Source organism: Pseudomonas sp. M2(2023) (assembly GCF_030263955.1).
In the GTDB taxonomy this organism is placed as follows: domain Bacteria; phylum Pseudomonadota; class Gammaproteobacteria; order Pseudomonadales; family Pseudomonadaceae; genus Aquipseudomonas; species Aquipseudomonas asiatica.
Genome location: NZ_CP127114.1, coordinates 4,596,216 through 4,612,568 on the forward strand (window position 1 = coordinate 4,596,216; position 16,353 = coordinate 4,612,568).

A 16,353-nucleotide genomic window follows, 5' to 3' on the forward strand; every position below is an offset into this window, starting at 1 on the left:
CAGCCCCAGGGAAAATTCAGCGCACTTGACGGTTTTTTCACTGATCCTTCACGGACACAGGATAGCGGGCGGCCGACAATGCCCGATCTTTTTCGCGCCCTGGAGCCGTCATGCAGCAACCAACCCGCCCTCGCCCGATCAATTTCTGGCTGTACCTGGGGCTACCCCTGGCGACCGCGCTTGGCCTGATCCTGCTGGAACTGACCTCGGTCGACATGGACATTGCCAACCTGTTCTTCGACCCTGCTGCCGGGCAGTTCATCGGCCGCCACAGCTATTTGCTGGAGAACATCCTGCATGACAGGGTCAAGCAGGGGGTGATCCTGCTGGGAGTGATGTCACTGGTGACCTTTGCTGCCAGCTTCTTCTGGAAGCGCCTGTTCGGCTGGCGCCGTGAGCTGGGCTGCCTGGTACTGGCACTGGGCCTGTCCACGGCGTTTGTCACACCGCTGAAGAAAGTGACCCAGGTGCAATGCCCGTGGAGCCTGACCCAGTTTGGCGGGAAGGAAACCTACAGCAAGCTGCTGGAACCGCGGCCGGCGACCGACAAGCCCGGGCTGTGCTGGCCGGGCGGGCATGCCGCCACCGGGTTCTGCCTGTTCGGGCTGTTCTTCATGTTGCGTGATCGCAAGCCGAGGCTGGCACGGGTGGCGTTGACGGTGGCCTTCGTCGCCGGGTCGGTGCTGTCGCTGGGGCGGATGATGCAGGGGGCGCACTTCCTGTCGCACAACGTGTGGACGGCGGTGTTCTGCTGGCTGATCGGCTTGGGGTCGTATTACCTGGTTCTGTATCGTCGGGGAATGGCTGAGGTACCCGCCGCTGAGCGTAGCGTCGCCTGAACCCGGGGCCGCTTTGCGGCCCTTTCGCCGGCAAGCCAGCTCCTACAGGTAAAACGCCTGTCACAAGGTTGGCGCAAACCTGTGGCTGCACAGCAGCCCCAATGGCCCCAACAGGAATACAAAAAAGCCCCGGTTCTCGCGAACCGGGGCTTTTCATGGTGCAGGGGGTAAGGCTGGCTTACATCATGCCGCCCATGCCACCCATGCCGCCCATGTCAGGCATGCCAGCAGCTGGCTTGTCTTCCGGCAGGTCGGCAACCATGGCTTCGGTGGTGATCATCAGACCGCCGATCGAAGCAGCAGCTTGCAGCGCCGAGCGGGTGACCTTGGCTGGGTCCAGGATACCCATCTCGATCATGTCGCCGTATTCGCCGGTAGCAGCGTTGTAACCGAAGTTACCCGAACCTTGCTTGACCTTGTCAGCGACAACGCTTGGCTCGTCGCCGGCGTTGGCAGTGATCTGGCGCAGCGGCGCTTCAACAGCGCGACGCAGCAGGGCGATACCGACGTTCTGGTCTTCGTTGTCGCCTTTGAGGTTGGCAATGGCAGCCAGGGAGCGAACCAGGGCTACACCACCGCCAGGTACCACGCCTTCTTCAACGGCTGCACGGGTAGCGTGCAGGGCGTCTTCAACGCGGGCTTTCTTCTCTTTCATTTCAACTTCGGTGCCGGCACCGACCTTGATCACGGCAACACCGCCAGCCAGTTTGGCCAGACGCTCTTGCAGCTTCTCACGGTCGTAGTCCGAGGAAGTCTCTTCGATCTGGGCACGGATCTGCTTGACGCGTGCTTCGATCTCGGTATCGGCGCCAGCGCCGTCGATGATGGTGGTGTTTTCCTTGGACAGGATGACGCGCTTGGCGTTACCCAGGTGCTCCAGGGTAGCGGTTTCCAGCGACAGGCCGATTTCTTCGGAGATGACCTGGCCGCCAGTCAGGACGGCGATGTCCTGCAGCATGGCCTTGCGGCGGTCGCCGAAGCCCGGAGCCTTGACCGCAGCAACCTTGACGATGCCGCGCATGTTGTTGACTACCAGGGTAGCCAGGGCTTCGCCTTCAACGTCTTCGGCAACGATCAGCAGTGGGCGGCCGGCCTTGGCAACGGCTTCCAGAACTGGCAGCAGCTCACGGATGTTGGAGATCTTCTTGTCGACCAGCAGCAGCAGCGGGCCTTCCAGCTCGGCAACCATGGTGTCCGGCTTGTTGACGAAGTACGGGGACAGGTAGCCGCGGTCGAACTGCATGCCTTCAACGACCGACAGTTCGTTTTCCAGGCCCGAGCCTTCTTCAACGGTGATCACGCCTTCTTTACCGACTTTTTCCATGGCTTCGGCGATGATTTCACCGATGGAGTTGTCGGAGTTGGCGGAGATGGTACCTACCTGGGCGATGGCCTTGGAGTCGGCGCATGGCTTGGACAGGTTCTTCAGCTCGGCGACGACGGCAGCGGTGGCCTTGTCGATGCCGCGCTTCAGGTCCATCGGGTTCATGCCGGCAGCGACGGCTTTCAGGCCTTCGTTGACGATGGCCTGAGCCAGGACGGTAGCGGTGGTGGTGCCGTCACCGGCAGCGTCGTTGGCCTTGGAAGCAACTTCCTTGACCAGTTGGGCGCCCATGTTCTCGAAGGCGTCTTTCAGCTCGATTTCCTTGGCGACGGAAACGCCGTCCTTGGTGATGGTCGGAGCGCCGAAGCTCTTGGCCAGCACCACGTTACGGCCTTTCGGGCCCAGGGTCGCTTTTACCGCGTCAGCCAGAACGTTGACACCAACCAGCATTTTCTTACGAGCGGAATCGCCGAATTTTACGTCTTTAGCAGCCATGATCGTTTAATCCTTGGAATTCTTTGGAGTAACGGGAAGTCGGGGAAATCAGCCTTCGATAACGGCGAGGATTTCGTTCTCGGCCATGACCAGCAGGTCTTCGCCATCGACTTTCACGGTGTTGCTGCCCGAGTAAGGGCCGAAAACCACTTTGTCACCCACTTTCACGGCCAGTGCGCGAACTTCGCCGTTGTCCAGGATGCGACCGGTGCCGACGGCGACGACTTCGCCGCGGTTTGGTTTTTCAGCGGCCGAACCCGGCAGGACGATACCGCCAGCGGTTTTCGATTCTTCTTCGCTGCGACGGATAACGACGCGGTCATGCAGAGGACGAAGCTTCATTGTCGATCTCTCCCAAATTGTGGTTTTCATCGGCCGGTGTCGACACCGGCGGGTTGTTGCTGTCCGGCGTTGCCGGGGTGGCCCGCAATGGGCGAACCACCTGAGTTATGCCTGGTGTTGCCACCAGAAACCTTGCGGTGACCACATACATGAGGCCGCCATATTCAATTACAAGGCTTGCTTCAGAAAATTTTTCATTAGCGCCTTGGCCCCGCAAAAAGCTGGGGCCGCGTTGCGCCCCTTTCGCGACACAAGGCCGCTCCCACAGAAGGTATGCATTGCCTGTGGGAGCGGCCTTGTGTCGCGAAAGGGCCGCAAAGCGGCCCCCGGTTATTACTTGTCGCGGCGCTCGTACTCGCCTTCGATCACATTCGGCCTATGCCCGCCATCACGCGGCCGGGCCTGGAACGGGTCGTCCTGGAAGGCGCGCTGTCGCATGGCTTGGGCCTCGGCACGCTCGCGCATCTTGCGCGCGGCCAGATGACGGGTGAATGGCAGCAGGCACAGCAGGCCCAGCACGTCGCTGATGAAACCTGGCAGCAACAGCAGGCCACCACCAACGGTCAGCATCATGCCCTGGAACATGTCCTCGGCGGGCAGTTCGCCACGCTGCAGGCTTTCACGGGCGCGCAGTGCGGTTGCCAGCCCGGCCACGCGCATCACCAGCACACCCAGGGCGGAGCCGGCGATGATCAGCAGCAGTGCCGGGAAGAAACCGATGGCGGCACTGACCTTCACGAAGACGAACAGCTCCAGCACGGGAAACAGGAGAAACAGCAGTAGAAAAGCACGCATCAAAGCATTCCTCGTCGGAAGAGAACCTTCCTGTAAGACCAACAGATGGATGCGTGCGCTCGGCTTTTCAACCCTCGACTTCCGTCGCAACCGGCCACTGGTCGGCGCGAGCCAGCAAAACCAGGGCTTCGCGGACTTGTGTCGGCGTGTTGCAAGTACTTGGGAAGGGCAACCAGTAAACCGCCTGGCCAATACGCAGGTGCATGCCTTCACTGTCCACCCCGACCATCTGTACTGGCGCATGGCGTGGCAAATCGGTCAGTTCCACATAATGGGCGATGGCGTTGGCGTGGTCGTTGTTCATGTGCTCGACCATGCTCGTCTCGGCCTTGCCGGCGAACGGGTTGGCCAGGGTCACCTGATCGAGCCAGTGGATCGCGCCGAAGCCGCCGATGTAGCGGTGGCGCACCGGCTGCAGCACCCAGAAGTCGAAGTCGTGGGCCTTGTGGTAGTTGGCCGCGTCCGGGAAATAGCGGTAGTAACGCTCGGCGGCAGCCTCGATGGCGGCCTCTTCCACCAGCTTGTGCGCCTCGGCCATCACCGTCAGGCGCCCCACGGCCTGCACGTCCTCGGCTTCGCGCTCACCTACCAGCAGCGAGCACTTGGGATCCTTCTGCAGGTTGTGCGTGTGCTGGGCGATGCGGCTGATGAGGATCAACGGGTTGCCCTGGGCGTCCAGGCAGTACGGCACGACCGAGCCGAAGGGGTAGCCGGGCATCGACTTGGAATGGGTCGAGAGCACGCCGCGGTATTCCTTGAGCAGCAGCTCCCGGGCGGGACGGATGGCATTGGTACTCACTTGGGGGCGGCTCCTGATATCGGGCTGGATAGGACAAGATAAGCATTATCAGATCCAGTGCCAATGGGGCTGCTTTGCAGCCCATCGCGATACAAGGCCGCTCCCACATGGACCGACGTATATCTTGCCTTTGTGGGAGCGGCCTTGTGTCGCGATAGGGGCGCAACGCGCCCCCGGCGGTTTACCAGGTGACGCCGAAGCCTGCGGTATAGCGGGTCTTGTCCAGGTCACTCTCACGGGTACCGGTGATGATGTCCTTCTCCGCCTTGAGGTTGAGCGAGGCCCATTCAGTGACCTTGTAGCGCAGGCCAACCTCGGCATCAAGCGCATAGTCGGCCACGCCACCCAGCGGCTTGGCGAACTCGCCGTTGGTGAACAGTTGCACATTCTTGCCAATCAGGTAGCGGGTGTAGTCCCACTTCACCGCCGCAGAATAGAAGTTGTCCTTGGCGCCATCCTGGTATTCGAAGTCGGTGCGGTTGATCAGCGACCCCAGCGAAAACGCGCCCAGTTCGTTGTCCCAGAACTGGTAACCCGGGCCGGTACCCACGGTGCGCTGGCGGGCTAGGTCTTCGATGCGGTCGCGCTTGTACTCCATGCGCCCCTGCCAGAACCACTTCTCGGTGAGGAAGCGGTCCAGGGCGTACTCGGCACTCCAGTTGTCGGTGGTGGTGACGTCGTCCTTGGTCTCGCGGTTGTATTCGCCTTCAGCGTTGTGCCGCCAGCGGCCATGGCGGGCGCTGGTCTTGAAGCCGACGTCGTAGTCGTCGGTGTCGTTCTCGGCGCGCTTGTAGTCCAGCGCCACGTCGACGTTGCCCTTCCACACGAAGTCCTCGACCAGGGGCTTGGGCTTCATGATCTGCTCGATGCTGGCCAGCTCCACGGTCTTTGGCGCCTCGCCATTGGCCAAGGTCACCTTGCCGGGCTCGGCGGCCTTCAGCGACTTGGCGCGCTCACCGCTGTAGGCGTCCTGCTTGACCAGCATCTCCTGGTCGCTCTCCAGGGTCTGGACCTCTTTCCAGTCCAGGGCGATGGAACCGCCATAAGGGGTTTCCAGCAGCAGCTTGCCGCCGTCGAAGACTTTGATCTTGCCGCTGAGACGGTCACCGTTCTTCATCCATACGGTGTCGGCGAACACCGGGGAGGCGCAGAGGGAAACAGCAAGCAGGCACAACAAGGATCTAGAATACATAAGCGGGCTATGATTTGCGGACTACGGGTTCGATTTGGCGAAAAAAGCCGGGCATTATCCGGATAACGACGACCAGAGCAAGAAAAGACCGGGAGCATGCCGTTGAGTTCAACTCTCATTTGCCAGACCGCCGGTCCGGTTTCATCTGCAGCCCAGAGGGGGCCTGATGTCTGACGGATATGAGCACGCCCTCGACTCCGCCGAGGGCCGACGGACGGTGCTGTATTCGGTACTTGGCCAAGTTCCGGCCGGCAAGGTGGTCAGCTATGGCCAACTGGCCGAACTGGCAGGGCTTGGTCGGGCGGCACGCTGGGTCGGGCGTACCCTCGGGCAACTGCCCGCGGACACTCGCCTGCCCTGGCACCGGGTGCTCGGTGCAGGCGGCCGCCTGAGCCTGGCACTGGGTACCCCGTCTGGGGATGAACAACGGGCGCGCCTGCGTGCGGAGGGTGTAAATGTAACCAACAATCGTGTGGATATGACGCGCCATGGCTGGCGCCCGATGGAGCACAGCGGTTAGAGTGCGCGCTTTGTTTTCGCAAACTTGAGGCAGATGTTGGCCCATGCCCCGTAAAACCTGGCGCGCTGCGCTTGCTGCCTATGCCAGCCCGTCAACCTTGGTACTTTTGCTGCTCGGCTTCGCCGCCGGTCTGCCCTACATGCTGGTGTTCTCCACCCTTTCGGTGTGGTTGCGCGAAGCTGGCGTGGCCCGCGAGACCATTGGTTACGCCAGCCTGATCGGCCTGGCGTACGCCTTCAAGTGGGTGTGGTCGCCACTGCTCGACCAATGGCGCCTGCCGCTGCTCGGCAGCCTGGGGCGCCGGCGTTCGTGGTTGCTGCTGTCGCAAGCGCTGGTGGTGATCGGGCTGGTCGGCATGAGCCTGTGCGACCCGCAGCAGCACCTGTCATGGCTGATCGCCCTGGCGGTGCTGGTGGCCTTCGCTTCGGCCACCCAGGACATCGCGGTCGATGCCTACCGCCTGGAAATCGCCGACGACCAGCGCCAGGCTGCACTCGCCGCCAGCTACATGGCCGGCTACCGCGTGGCGGCCCTGCTGGCCACGGCTGGTGCCCTGTTCTTCGCCGAGTGGTTCGGCTCCACCGGTTTCAGCTACCTGCACAAGGCTTGGGCCGGCACCTACGTCATGTTCGCGGTGATGATGCTGCCCGCCGTGTTCACCACCCTGATCATGCGCGAACCGCCCGTACCCATGCGTACCCAGCTGTCGGCAGCGCGCTATGGGCTGGTGCACCAGCTGGCCTCGGTGTTCGTGCTGATAATCCTGCTGGTATCGGTACCGGCCAGCTTCACCCAGATGTTCAATACCGGCTGGTCCAGCGTCATCTCCGGTGATGCAACGCCACTGGACCTGCTGCTGGAAGACCGCGCCTTCCTGCGCCTGATCCTCTATGTGCTGCTGACCTGGGCGTGCCTGTCGAGCCTGGGCCGTCGCGGCCTCGCGCCGGTGCTGACCCCGGTCAACGACTTCATCGCCCGCTACCGCTGGCAGGCCCTGCTGCTGCTCGGCCTGATCGCCACCTATCGCATGTCGGACACGGTAATGGGCGTGATGGCCAACGTGTTCTACATCGACATGGGCTTCACCAAGGACCAGATCGCCAGCGTCAGCAAGATCTTCGGCCTGATCATGACCCTGGTCGGCGCCGGTGTTGGCGGCCTGCTGATCGTGCGCTTCGGCATCATGCCGATCCTGTTCATCGGCGGTGCGGCCTCCGCGGGCACCAACATTCTGTTCCTGATGCTGGCCGACATGGGCCCGAACTTGCAAATGCTGGTGGTGACCATCTCGCTGGACAACTTCAGCTCCGGCCTGGCCACCTCGGCCTTCGTTGCCTACCTGTCGAGCCTGACCAACCTGAAGTTCTCGGCTACCCAGTACGCGTTGCTCAGCTCGATCATGCTGCTGTTGCCAAGGCTGATCGGGGGTTATTCGGGGGTCATGGTGGAGAAGTTCGGTTACCACGACTTCTTCCTGATCACTGCCCTCCTTGGCGTGCCGACCCTGATCCTGATTGCCCTGCAGTGGCGCCAGGAAGCCGGGCCGGGCAAACCGGTTGCAGAGGAAGGTTCGGCGGCCGAGCGGCCCTGACAGGTTTGTATTGCCTGTACCGGCCTCTTCGCGGGTAAACCCGCTCCCACAGGGACTGCACTGCCCTCGAGAGCTGTGCAGTCCCTGTGGGAGCGGGTTTACCCGCGAAGAGGCCAGTTCAGGCAATAAAGTTTACCGAGCAACAGCCCCCTCACCAGGCCGTCCACCCACCACAAACCACAGCGGCCACAGCGCCAAGGCCCCCGCCACACCCGCCGCCAGGGCAAAGTGCAGCAAGCTGGCCCCGGCCCCAATCATCGCCAGCAGCGCCCCACCCAACCCCAGCAAGGCAATGGTGATCATCCCCAGCATGGCCGAGACCAGGCCCTTGCTCTGCTCGCTGGCGAACAGCGTCATGCGATACAGCACCGCGTTGGCCACGCCCAACCCCAGCGCGTACAGCGACATGCCCGCCACCACGCTGGTCACACTCGGCCAGTACCATGTCGCCAGTCCCATCAGGCACAGGCCGGCCAGGTATGGCCACAATGCACCGCGCACCAGCGCCGCCAACGGATAGCGATCGGCAATGCGGTTGATGATCAGGTTGCCCAGGATCAGCCCGCCAAACACCGGCAACTGCCACAAGGCGTACTCCATGGTGCTCAGCCCCTCGTCGTGGATCAGCAGCACCGGCGACAGGCCGATCCAGCCAATCAGCGGCAGACCGACCAGGCCCAGGGCCGCGCTGCCAGCGACAAAGCGGCGGTTGCCCAGCAACTGGCCGTAGCCGGCCAGCAGTGGCAGCAGGTGGATCGGCGTGAATGCCAGGCGCGAGCCGTCACGGCGCTCCACGCCCAAGGTCTCCGGCATCAGCCGGTACAGCAGCAGCCAGGCCACAACCGCGCCAATGGCGAAGGCCACGAACAGCCAACGCCAGTCCAGCCACTGCAGCAGCAAGGTGCCCACCAGCGGCCCGAGCAGTGGCGAGAGCAAGGCGATGTTGGCCAGCAGGGCCATCATGCGCACGGCGTCGGCTTCGCTGAAGGCTTCGTTCAGGGCCGGGTAGCTGACCGTGACCACAAAGCCCAGGCCGATGCCTTGCAGCAGGCGCAGCAAGTTGAACAGGCCGATGTCGTGGACCCAGAAGGTGGCCAGACAGGCCAGGCCGAAGAACGCGCAGCCGATCAGCAGCAACGGGCGCCTGCCATAGCGGTCGGCCAGCGGACCGATCAGCCATTGCAGCACCACGCCCCCCAGCAGGTACAAGTTGAGGGCGTGGGGAATGTATTCGGGGCTGGCATTCAGGTCGCCGACCACCACCGGCATGGCCGGCATGACGGCGTCGCTGGCCAGGTAGGTGAGCAGCTCGAACAGGGCCAGGGTCAGACCGAACAGCAAGGCGCGCAGGGGGGTGATGTACAGCAGTGGTTTCATGATGGCGTATCGGGTGTGGCAGGTGGGGTCAGGCTATATGCCAGAAATGGCGGGGTATTGCTGTGAACAAGTGTAAAAAGCCGAGGCCGCTTCGCGCCCCATCGCGACACAAGGCCGCTCCTACAAGGGTTACGCGATTCCCTGTAGGAGCGGCCTTGTGTCGCGATGGGGCGCGAAGCGGCCCCAATCAATGACAACGCGGTATTACTGCGCTGCAGTCTCCTGCACCACGCGAATCACCCGCTGCGGGAACGGAATGTCGATCCCTTCGGCCTTCAACCGGTCACGCGCATGCTCGTTGAGCATGAACATCACATCCCAGTAATCGGCAGTCTTGGTCCACAAGCGCAAGGACACTGTGATCGAGCTGTCGCCCAGGGTCGCGACCACCGCCTGCGGCGCCGGGTCGGGCAGCACGCGCGGGTCCTGCGCCAGCTCCAGCAGCACGTTGCGGGCCTTCTGCAGGTCGGCCTCGTAGTCCACGCCCACATCGAACACCACCTTGCGCGTCGGCTGGCGGTTGGTGTTGGTGATGATGCCGTTGGACAGGCTGCCGTTGGGCATGATCACCGTCTTGTTGTCACCAGTGCGCAGCACGGTGTGGAAGATCTGGATGCTGTCGACGGTGCCGGCCACGCCTTGCGCCTCGATCCAGTCACCGATGCGGAACGGGCGAAACATCAGGATCAGCACACCGCCGGCGAAGTTCGCCAGGCTGCCCTGCAAGGCCAGGCCGATGGCCAGGCCCGCGGCACCGATGGCGGCAACGAACGAGGTGGTCTCGATACCGATCATCGACGCCACGCTGACGAACAGCAGCACCTTCAGCACGATATTCGACAAGGTGCTGATGAAGCCCTGCAGCGCCAGGTCGGCGTTGCGCAGGCCAACCAGCTTGCCCAGGCGAGCGCTGACCTTGTTGATGATCCACCAGCCGACCGCCAGGGTCAGCAGCGCCAGCAGCACACGGCTGCCATATTCCATGATCAAGGGGATCCAGGTCTGGGATTGGCGGACCAGCTGATCGACTTCAGCGTTCAAATCCATATTCATCTCCTGATGCCGAGCGGCAAGTACACGGTAGAACTGGCCACGCGCGATGGCGCAGCCCCGGCCCCCATGGACATCATTTGGCCATCGGGGTTCCGGGCGATGCCCACATCAGTCGCGGAAGTTATTGAACTGCAGTGGCATGTCGAATTCCTTGGTACGCAGCAGCGCAATGGCTTCCTGCAGGTCGTCGCGCTTTTTGCCGGTAACGCGTACCTGCTCGCCCTGGATGGCGGCCTGCACTTTCAGCTTGGCATCCTTGATGGTGGCGACGATCTTCTTCGCCAGATCCTTGTCGATACCTTCGCGGAACTTGGCTTCCTGTTTCTTTTCCTTGCCCGAGGCATACGGGTCCTTGGTTTCCAGGCACTTCACGTCGATCTTGCGCTTGACCAGCGCCAGGCGCAGGATTTCCAGCATCGCTTCGAGCTGGAACTCTTCCTCGGCGGTGAGCATCACGGTCTGCTCTTTGTCCTTGAACTCGAAGGTGCCCTTGCCCTTGAGGTCGTAGCGACGGTCCAGGTCCTTGATGGCGTTGTCGACCGCGTTCTGCACTTCGTGCTTGTCCAGTTCCGATACCACGTCGAACGAAGGCATGGTTGTTCTCCCAAAATAAAAGCGCGCTCAGGCTGAAGATGGAGCGCGCTGGGTTTGACGGTTAAAATGCGGGCTCATTATAACGGGTTGCGAAACGCATATGAGCAGCACCTGGCATATTCTCGGCGCCGGTAGCCTGGGCAGCCTGTGGGCTTGCCGCCTGGCGCGCGCGGGCAAGGCAGTGCGCCTGATCCTGCGTGACGGGCAGCGGCTGCAGGCCTACCAGCAGGCCGGCGGCCTGACCCTGGTCGAACAGGACCAGTCCCGCCACTACGCCATCCCCGCCGAAACCGCGCAGGCACACGGCCCGATCCATCGCCTGCTGGTGGCCTGCAAGGCCTACGACGCCGCCCCGGCCATCGCCGGCGTGGCACCTCGCCTGGCCGAAGACGCCGAGGTGGTTCTGCTGCAGAACGGCCTGGGCAGCCAGGACGAGGTCGCCGACCTGGTGCCCCATGCACGCTGCATCTTCGCCTCCAGTACCGAAGGCGCATTCCGCGAGGGAGATTGGCAGGTACGCTTTGCCGGCCACGGCTTCAACTGGCTGGGTGACCCACGCAACCCGACGATCCCGGCCTGGTTCGATGACCTGCATCAGGCTGGCATCCCTGCCGAGTGGACGGTGGATATCCTTACCCGTCTGTGGCGCAAGCTGGCACTCAATTGCGCCATCAACCCGCTGACCGTGCTGCACGACTGCCAGAACGGCGGGCTGCTGGGGCACCTGGGCGAAGTGGATGCGCTGTGCGCCGAGCTGGCCCAACTGCTGCGCCGCTGTGGCCAGCCAGAAGCGGCAGACGGGCTGAACGAGGAAGTGCAGCGGGTGATCCTCGCCACTGCGGCCAACTACTCTTCCATGTACCAGGATGTACGCGCAGGCCGCCGCACCGAGGTGCACTACCTGCTTGGCCATGCCTGCCGCACCGCCGGCCGTCATGGCCTGCAACTGCCAGAGCTGGAACGCCTGCTGCAGCACCTGGTCGATAACCTGCGTGTGCGTGGTTTGCCCTGCGACTGACGCAGCCCTTTCAACCGGATACGGACATTGCCTAGCCCATGACCTTGCGCCAACGCCTGGAAAACCTCCCGGTCGGGCAGAAGCTGCTGGCAGCCCTGCTGGTGTTGCTGGTGACCATCCTGTTGGTGGCCAACCTCACCTTCATCAGCGCCGCCTACTGGATCACCCAGGAAAGCATGGCGCCACAGGCGCTGCACACCATCGGCCGGCTGGTGGCCAACCCGCAACTGGCGGCGCGCGCCGGCGATACACCGGACACCGCCAGCGCCCTGCTGAAAGAGCTGGACAGCTACACGCCGCTGCGCGCCGCTGCCGTCTACGGTGGCGATGGCCGCATGTTGGCGCAGCTGCAGCACGGCGAGCCGCTGGCACTGCCCAAGCGTTTTCGCAACATCGACGGCTGGCGCCTGATGGAGTTTCGCAGCACCCAGCTGATCCGCATGCCACGTGACGCCAACCCGCCCGCACACCTGCTGCTGGTGGCCAGCAGTGAACTGCCCACGGCTTTCTATACCGGCACCCTCAGCGCCAGCCTGGGCATCCTGGTGTTCAGCATCCTGCTGTGGATCGTCATCGCCCGACAGATAAAACGCCTGATCACCCAGCCGATCAACCAGCTCGAAGAGCTCAGCCGCCAGGTCACCCGCGAAGAGAGCTATGCCTTGCGCGCGCAGCGCGGTAACGACGACGAAATCGGCAGCCTGGCCGAAGCGTTCAACACCATGCTCTCGCGCATCGAAGCCCGCGAACAGCAACTCAAGCGCACCCGCGACGAGTTTCAGGAGGCCTACGACCAGGCCCAGGGCCTGGCCGAGGAAACCCGCCACACCAACCGCAAGCTGGAACTGGAAGTCCAGGTGCGCAGCAAGATCGAGAAAAAACTCACCGGCTTCCAGAACTACCTCAACAGCATCATCGACTCGATGCCCTCGGCGCTGATCGCCCTGGATGAACAGCTCTACGTGACCCAGTGGAACCACGAAGCCACGGTACTTTCCGGCACGCCTCTGGACGAGGCGCTGAACCAGCCGATCTTCATTGCCTTCGAACCGCTCAAGCCGTTCCTGCCGCAACTGAAGGAAACAGTGGAAAAGCACCGGGTGGCAAAGATCGAGCGGGTCACCTGGCCCAAGGGTGACGACCTGCGCCACTACGCCCTGACCTTCTACCCGCTGACCGGTGGCGGCGGCCGTGGCGTTGTCATCCGTATCGACGACATCACCCAGCGCCTGTCGCTGGAAGAAATGATGGTGCAATCGGAAAAGATGCTTTCGGTCGGCGGCCTGGCCGCCGGCATGGCCCACGAGATCAACAACCCGCTGGGCGCGATCCTGCATAACGTGCAGAACATCCGCCGGCGCCTGTCACCAGAACTGCCGCGCAATCAGGAACAGGCAGAGGAACTGGGCATCGACCTGCCCACGGTCAACCGCTACCTGGAGAGCCGCGAAGTGCCGCAATTGCTCGACGGCATCCAGCAGGCCGGTGCCCGGGCAGCGAAGATCGTCACCCACATGCTCAGCTTCAGCCGCCGCAGCAACCGTCAGCTGGCGCCGTGCGACCTGCCGGCGCTGATCGATCAGGCGGTGGAAATTGCCAGCAACGACTTCGACCTGGCCATAGGCTTCGATTTCAAGGGCCAGGCCATCGTGCGTCAGTTCGACCCCGACCTGGGGCCGGTGCCGTGCACCGCCAACGAATTGGAGCAGGTGCTGCTCAACCTGCTGAAAAACGCGGCCCAGGCCATCCACCAGCGGCCACAGCCGAGCGAGCCCGGGCGCATCACCCTGCGCACCCGCTTGAGCCCGCCATGGGCGGAAATCCAGGTCGAGGACAACGGCGTCGGCATGCCCGAAGGGGTGCGCAAGCGCACCTTCGAGCCGTTCTTCACCACCAAGGAAATCGGCCAGGGTACCGGGCTGGGGCTGTCGGTCTCGTACTTCATCATCACCAACAACCACAAGGGGCAGATGGAAGTGCAGTCCACGCCCGGCCAGGGCACCTGCTTCACCCTGCGCCTGCCCCTTGGCCAGCCGGCAGCGGTGGCGCCGGCCAAAATGGAGAAATGACATGGGCTACCGCCTGTCGAAGATCTACACCCGCACCGGCGACAAAGGCGAAACCGGCCTGGGCGACGGGCGCCGAGTGCCCAAGGACCACCCGCGAATCGAGGCGATTGGCGAGGTGGACAGCCTGAACAGCCAGCTGGGTTTGCTGCTGGCGGGGCTGGCCGAACAAGGGCTGGATGAAGTGAGCGCGGTGTTGGCGCCGTGTCAGCACCGCCTGTTCGACCTGGGCGGTGAGCTGGCGATGCCCAGTTATCAGGCGTTGGACCTGGCGGAGGTGGAGCGGCTTGAGGCAGCGATCGATGTGTGGAATGAAGAGCTGGGGCCGTTGAAAAACTTCATCTTGCCCAGTGGCTCGGCGCTGGTGGCACAGGCGCATGTGTGCCGGAGCCTGGCGCGCAGTGCGGAGCGGCGGTGCCAGCAGCTGAATGCGCTGGAGCCGTTGGCGGGGGTTGGGTTGGCGTATATCAACCGGCTTTCGGATCTACTGTTCGTGGCCGCGCGGATCATTGGGCGGCGGCAGGGGGTGGCGGAGGTTTTGTGGCAGCCTGCTGAGAAACCAAACGGCTGATATTTCTGGGGCTGCTGCGCAGCCCATCGCCGGCAAGCCAGCTCCCACAGAGCCCGGTCTGTGCTGCCTCTGTGGGAGCTGGCTTGCCGGCGATGGGCCGCAAAGCGGCCCCAATTACAGGCGACTCAGATCTCAGGCCAGAACGCCCGGATCCCGGCCACACCCTGTGCCCCCGCTTCCCAGGCCTGCTCACGCTCACCCGGCCCTACCCCACCCAGCAGGTAGACCGGCTTGTTGAACCCGGCAATCAACCGCTGTGCCTCGTCCCACCCCAGCGGCACCGCCTCAGGGTGTGTCCGGGTTGCCTGCACCGGCGACAAGGTGACGAAGTCCACGCCCATCTGCTCCGCCAGCGCCAGCTCTTCGGCACTGTGGCAGGACGCCGCCAACCAGCGCTCCTTGGGGAACGGCCGGCCGTTGGCGGCATATTTGCGCAGTTGTGCAGCCGTCAGGTGCCAACCCGCGGCTGGGAAGTCACCCAGCCACTCCAGCGGCCCCTTGAGCATCAGCTGCGCCTTGCCCGCGCAAAGGCCGACCGCATCCACCGCCACATCGCGATACTTGGGATCGTACATGTCCGGGGCACGCAACTGGATCAGGCGAATGCCACTGGCCACTGCCTTCTGGATGCCCTTGAGCATCTGCGGCACTTCCAGGCCATCGGGGGTGATCAGGTACTGATCCGGCAGGCGCGCGGCTGCAACGATCGGCTTGTTGGCCTCGGGGAATTCGTATTGGGGCAAATCGCGTGGAGCAACCCATTCCAGCGGCTGCCCTTCGGCGCCATGCGGCTCGCCGGCGAATGCCTCGACTTCGCGCACATCCAGCAGCACCTGCTTGTCCGGGTAATCGTGGCTGACCTTGATCAGCGCGCGCGAACGGCTCACCTCGATACCCAGCTCCTCGCGCAGCTCGCGGGCCAGCGCCGCCTCGACGCCCTCACCCTCTTCTACCTTGCCGCCCGGGAATTCCCACAGACCGCCCTGGTGCTGGGTATCGGCGCGCCGTGCGATCAGAATACGGCCGTCAGTACCGCGAATGACAGCAGCTACAACATGAATCCGTTTCACCCTTCACGCTCCGCCAGGCCAGCCTTTTGCCAGGCCTGGAAGGCTGGCCACTGATAAATGGTTTCGATATAAGCCGCTGCCTCTGCTGGCACTTCCACACGGTAGGTGCGCAGGCGCACCGCCACCGGGGCGAAGAAGGCATCAGCCAGGCTCGGCCTGCCGAACAGGAACGGGCCGCTGTCCTTGGCCGCAAGGCGACATTCCGACCACAGTGCAACGATACGGTCGATATCGATTTGAACCTCCAGCGGCACACCGTCCAGCGCCTGGTCGCGGGACAGGTCGAACGGCATCGCGCCGCGCAGGGCGAAGAAGCCGCTGTGCATCTGCGCGCAGGCCGAACGGGCCTGGGCCCGGGCCGCCACGTCGGCAGGCCACAGCTGCGCGTCGGGGTGGCGTTCGTTGAGGTATTCGGCAATGGCCAGCGAGTCGGCGATCACACCGTGCTCGGTCTTGAGCAGCGGTACCTTGCCGGTAGCCGAAAAGGCGAGGATGCGCTGACGGGTGTCAGGCTGGTTCAGCTTGATCAGTGTTTCTTCGTAAGGCACGCCAGCCAGCTCGAGGGCCAGGGCGCCACGCAGCGACCAGGAGGAATACAGCTTGTCGCCGATGATCAGGTGATAGCTCATGGTTCGGCTCCATCGTTTGGGAATTCTGGGGCTGCTCTGCAGCCCTTTCGCGACACAAGGCCGCTCCCACATGGGGCG

Annotated in this window: 16 protein-coding genes; 6 read left to right on the plus strand and 10 right to left on the minus strand. The window is 63.4% G+C overall.

Features of this window, described 5'->3' with window-relative positions; genetic code table 11:
- The first annotated feature begins 110 nt into the window (after nucleotides 1-110).
- On the plus strand, nucleotides 111-839 hold the full coding sequence (locus tag QN085_RS21135; RefSeq protein WP_013974090.1) for a phosphatase PAP2 family protein: 729 nt from the start codon (nucleotides 111-113) through the stop codon (nucleotides 837-839).
- Nucleotides 840-1,017: 178 nt separating this feature from the next.
- Here QN085_RS21135 and groL read toward each other — a convergent pair whose 3' ends face one another.
- The 5 genes from groL to QN085_RS21160 all read right to left on the minus strand — a co-directional run bounded on the left by groL (nucleotide 1,018) and on the right by QN085_RS21160 (nucleotide 5,786).
- Nucleotides 1,018-2,658 carry a chaperonin GroEL gene (groL, locus tag QN085_RS21140; RefSeq protein WP_013974091.1) on the minus strand — a complete coding sequence of 547 codons (1,641 nt, stop codon included), beginning with the start codon at nucleotides 2,656-2,658 and terminating at the stop codon, nucleotides 1,018-1,020.
- Nucleotides 2,659-2,706: 48 nt separating this feature from the next.
- A complete protein-coding gene (locus QN085_RS21145; protein WP_003260750.1) occupies nucleotides 2,707-3,000 on the minus strand; it encodes a co-chaperone GroES in 294 nt (97 codons plus the stop codon).
- 333 nt (nucleotides 3,001-3,333) lie between these two features.
- Nucleotides 3,334-3,795, minus strand: a complete 462-nt coding sequence (locus QN085_RS21150) for an FxsA family protein (RefSeq protein ID WP_023662441.1) — start codon at nucleotides 3,793-3,795, stop codon at nucleotides 3,334-3,336.
- 67 nt (nucleotides 3,796-3,862) lie between these two features.
- Nucleotides 3,863-4,594, minus strand: coding sequence for a HugZ family pyridoxamine 5'-phosphate oxidase (locus QN085_RS21155; RefSeq protein WP_023662442.1), 732 nt, complete (start codon nucleotides 4,592-4,594; stop codon nucleotides 3,863-3,865).
- Between the two features lie 181 nt (nucleotides 4,595-4,775).
- Nucleotides 4,776-5,786, minus strand: coding sequence for a DUF481 domain-containing protein (locus QN085_RS21160; RefSeq protein ID WP_023662443.1), 1,011 nt, complete (start codon nucleotides 5,784-5,786; stop codon nucleotides 4,776-4,778).
- 166 nt (nucleotides 5,787-5,952) lie between these two features.
- On the opposite strand from QN085_RS21160, the gene QN085_RS21165 reads away from it, so the two are divergent.
- Together QN085_RS21165 and QN085_RS21170 are read left to right on the plus strand one after the other, a co-directional pair.
- Nucleotides 5,953-6,306 carry an MGMT family protein gene (locus tag QN085_RS21165; RefSeq protein ID WP_003260756.1) on the plus strand — a complete coding sequence of 118 codons (354 nt, stop codon included), beginning with the start codon at nucleotides 5,953-5,955 and terminating at the stop codon, nucleotides 6,304-6,306.
- Between the two features lie 43 nt (nucleotides 6,307-6,349).
- On the plus strand, nucleotides 6,350-7,897 hold the full coding sequence (locus QN085_RS21170) for an AmpG family muropeptide MFS transporter (RefSeq protein ID WP_013974096.1): 1,548 nt from the start codon (nucleotides 6,350-6,352) through the stop codon (nucleotides 7,895-7,897).
- Between the two features lie 132 nt (nucleotides 7,898-8,029).
- On the opposite strand, the gene QN085_RS21175 is transcribed toward QN085_RS21170, so the two are convergent.
- The 3 genes from QN085_RS21175 to QN085_RS21185 form a co-directional block, all read right to left on the minus strand.
- Complete coding sequence (locus QN085_RS21175; protein ID WP_013974097.1) at nucleotides 8,030-9,274, minus strand: MFS transporter; 1,245 nt, start codon at nucleotides 9,272-9,274, stop codon at nucleotides 8,030-8,032.
- Between the two features lie 204 nt (nucleotides 9,275-9,478).
- Nucleotides 9,479-10,321: a mechanosensitive ion channel family protein gene (locus QN085_RS21180; RefSeq protein WP_015271698.1), complete on the minus strand. Its 843-nt coding sequence runs from the start codon at nucleotides 10,319-10,321 to the stop codon at nucleotides 9,479-9,481.
- 114 nt (nucleotides 10,322-10,435) lie between these two features.
- On the minus strand, nucleotides 10,436-10,921 hold the full coding sequence (locus QN085_RS21185) for a YajQ family cyclic di-GMP-binding protein (protein WP_013974099.1): 486 nt from the start codon (nucleotides 10,919-10,921) through the stop codon (nucleotides 10,436-10,438).
- A 100-nt stretch (nucleotides 10,922-11,021) separates the two neighbouring features.
- On the opposite strand from QN085_RS21185, the gene QN085_RS21190 reads away from it, so the two are divergent.
- Genes QN085_RS21190 through QN085_RS21200 form a run of 3 tightly spaced genes read left to right on the plus strand, consistent with a single transcriptional unit; the run spans nucleotide 11,022 to nucleotide 14,576 of the window.
- Nucleotides 11,022-11,939: a putative 2-dehydropantoate 2-reductase gene (locus tag QN085_RS21190; RefSeq protein WP_013974100.1), complete on the plus strand. Its 918-nt coding sequence runs from the start codon at nucleotides 11,022-11,024 to the stop codon at nucleotides 11,937-11,939.
- A 38-nt stretch (nucleotides 11,940-11,977) separates the two neighbouring features.
- Nucleotides 11,978-14,008 (plus strand): sensor histidine kinase, encoded by a 2,031-nt coding sequence (locus QN085_RS21195; protein WP_013974101.1) that lies wholly within the window; start codon nucleotides 11,978-11,980, stop codon nucleotides 14,006-14,008.
- 1 nt (nucleotide 14,009) lies between these two features.
- Entirely contained in the window at nucleotides 14,010-14,576 is a 567-nt protein-coding gene (locus tag QN085_RS21200) for a cob(I)yrinic acid a,c-diamide adenosyltransferase (RefSeq protein ID WP_013974102.1), read from the plus strand.
- 125 nt (nucleotides 14,577-14,701) lie between these two features.
- Here the strand turns inward: QN085_RS21200 and QN085_RS21205 are convergent, their stop codons facing one another.
- Entirely contained in the window at nucleotides 14,702-15,646 is a 945-nt protein-coding gene (locus tag QN085_RS21205; protein WP_013974103.1) for a Nudix family hydrolase, read from the minus strand.
- Complete coding sequence (locus tag QN085_RS21210; protein ID WP_013974104.1) at nucleotides 15,643-16,275, minus strand: glutathione S-transferase family protein; 633 nt, start codon at nucleotides 16,273-16,275, stop codon at nucleotides 15,643-15,645. Before QN085_RS21210 ends, QN085_RS21205 begins: the two co-directional genes overlap by 4 nt.
- Between the last annotated feature and the right edge of the window lie 78 nt (nucleotides 16,276-16,353).

Coding starts and splice junctions, on each gene's coding strand:
- QN085_RS21135 (WP_013974090.1), top strand. CDS start 111: ATGCAGCAACCAACCCGCCCTCGCCCGATCAATTTCTGGCTGTACCTG.
- groL (WP_013974091.1), bottom strand. CDS start 2,658: ATGGCTGCTAAAGACGTAAAATTCGGCGATTCCGCTCGTAAGAAAATG.
- QN085_RS21145 (WP_003260750.1), bottom strand. CDS start 3,000: ATGAAGCTTCGTCCTCTGCATGACCGCGTCGTTATCCGTCGCAGCGAA.
- QN085_RS21150 (WP_023662441.1), bottom strand. CDS start 3,795: ATGCGTGCTTTTCTACTGCTGTTTCTCCTGTTTCCCGTGCTGGAGCTG.
- QN085_RS21160 (WP_023662443.1), bottom strand. CDS start 5,786: ATGTATTCTAGATCCTTGTTGTGCCTGCTTGCTGTTTCCCTCTGCGCC.
- QN085_RS21165 (WP_003260756.1), top strand. CDS start 5,953: ATGTCTGACGGATATGAGCACGCCCTCGACTCCGCCGAGGGCCGACGG.
- QN085_RS21170 (WP_013974096.1), top strand. CDS start 6,350: ATGCCCCGTAAAACCTGGCGCGCTGCGCTTGCTGCCTATGCCAGCCCG.
- QN085_RS21175 (WP_013974097.1), bottom strand. CDS start 9,274: ATGAAACCACTGCTGTACATCACCCCCCTGCGCGCCTTGCTGTTCGGT.
- QN085_RS21180 (WP_015271698.1), bottom strand. CDS start 10,321: ATGGATTTGAACGCTGAAGTCGATCAGCTGGTCCGCCAATCCCAGACC.
- QN085_RS21185 (WP_013974099.1), bottom strand. CDS start 10,921: ATGCCTTCGTTCGACGTGGTATCGGAACTGGACAAGCACGAAGTGCAG.
- QN085_RS21190 (WP_013974100.1), top strand. CDS start 11,022: ATGAGCAGCACCTGGCATATTCTCGGCGCCGGTAGCCTGGGCAGCCTG.
- QN085_RS21195 (WP_013974101.1), top strand. CDS start 11,978: ATGACCTTGCGCCAACGCCTGGAAAACCTCCCGGTCGGGCAGAAGCTG.
- QN085_RS21200 (WP_013974102.1), top strand. CDS start 14,010: ATGGGCTACCGCCTGTCGAAGATCTACACCCGCACCGGCGACAAAGGC.
- QN085_RS21210 (WP_013974104.1), bottom strand. CDS start 16,275: ATGAGCTATCACCTGATCATCGGCGACAAGCTGTATTCCTCCTGGTCG.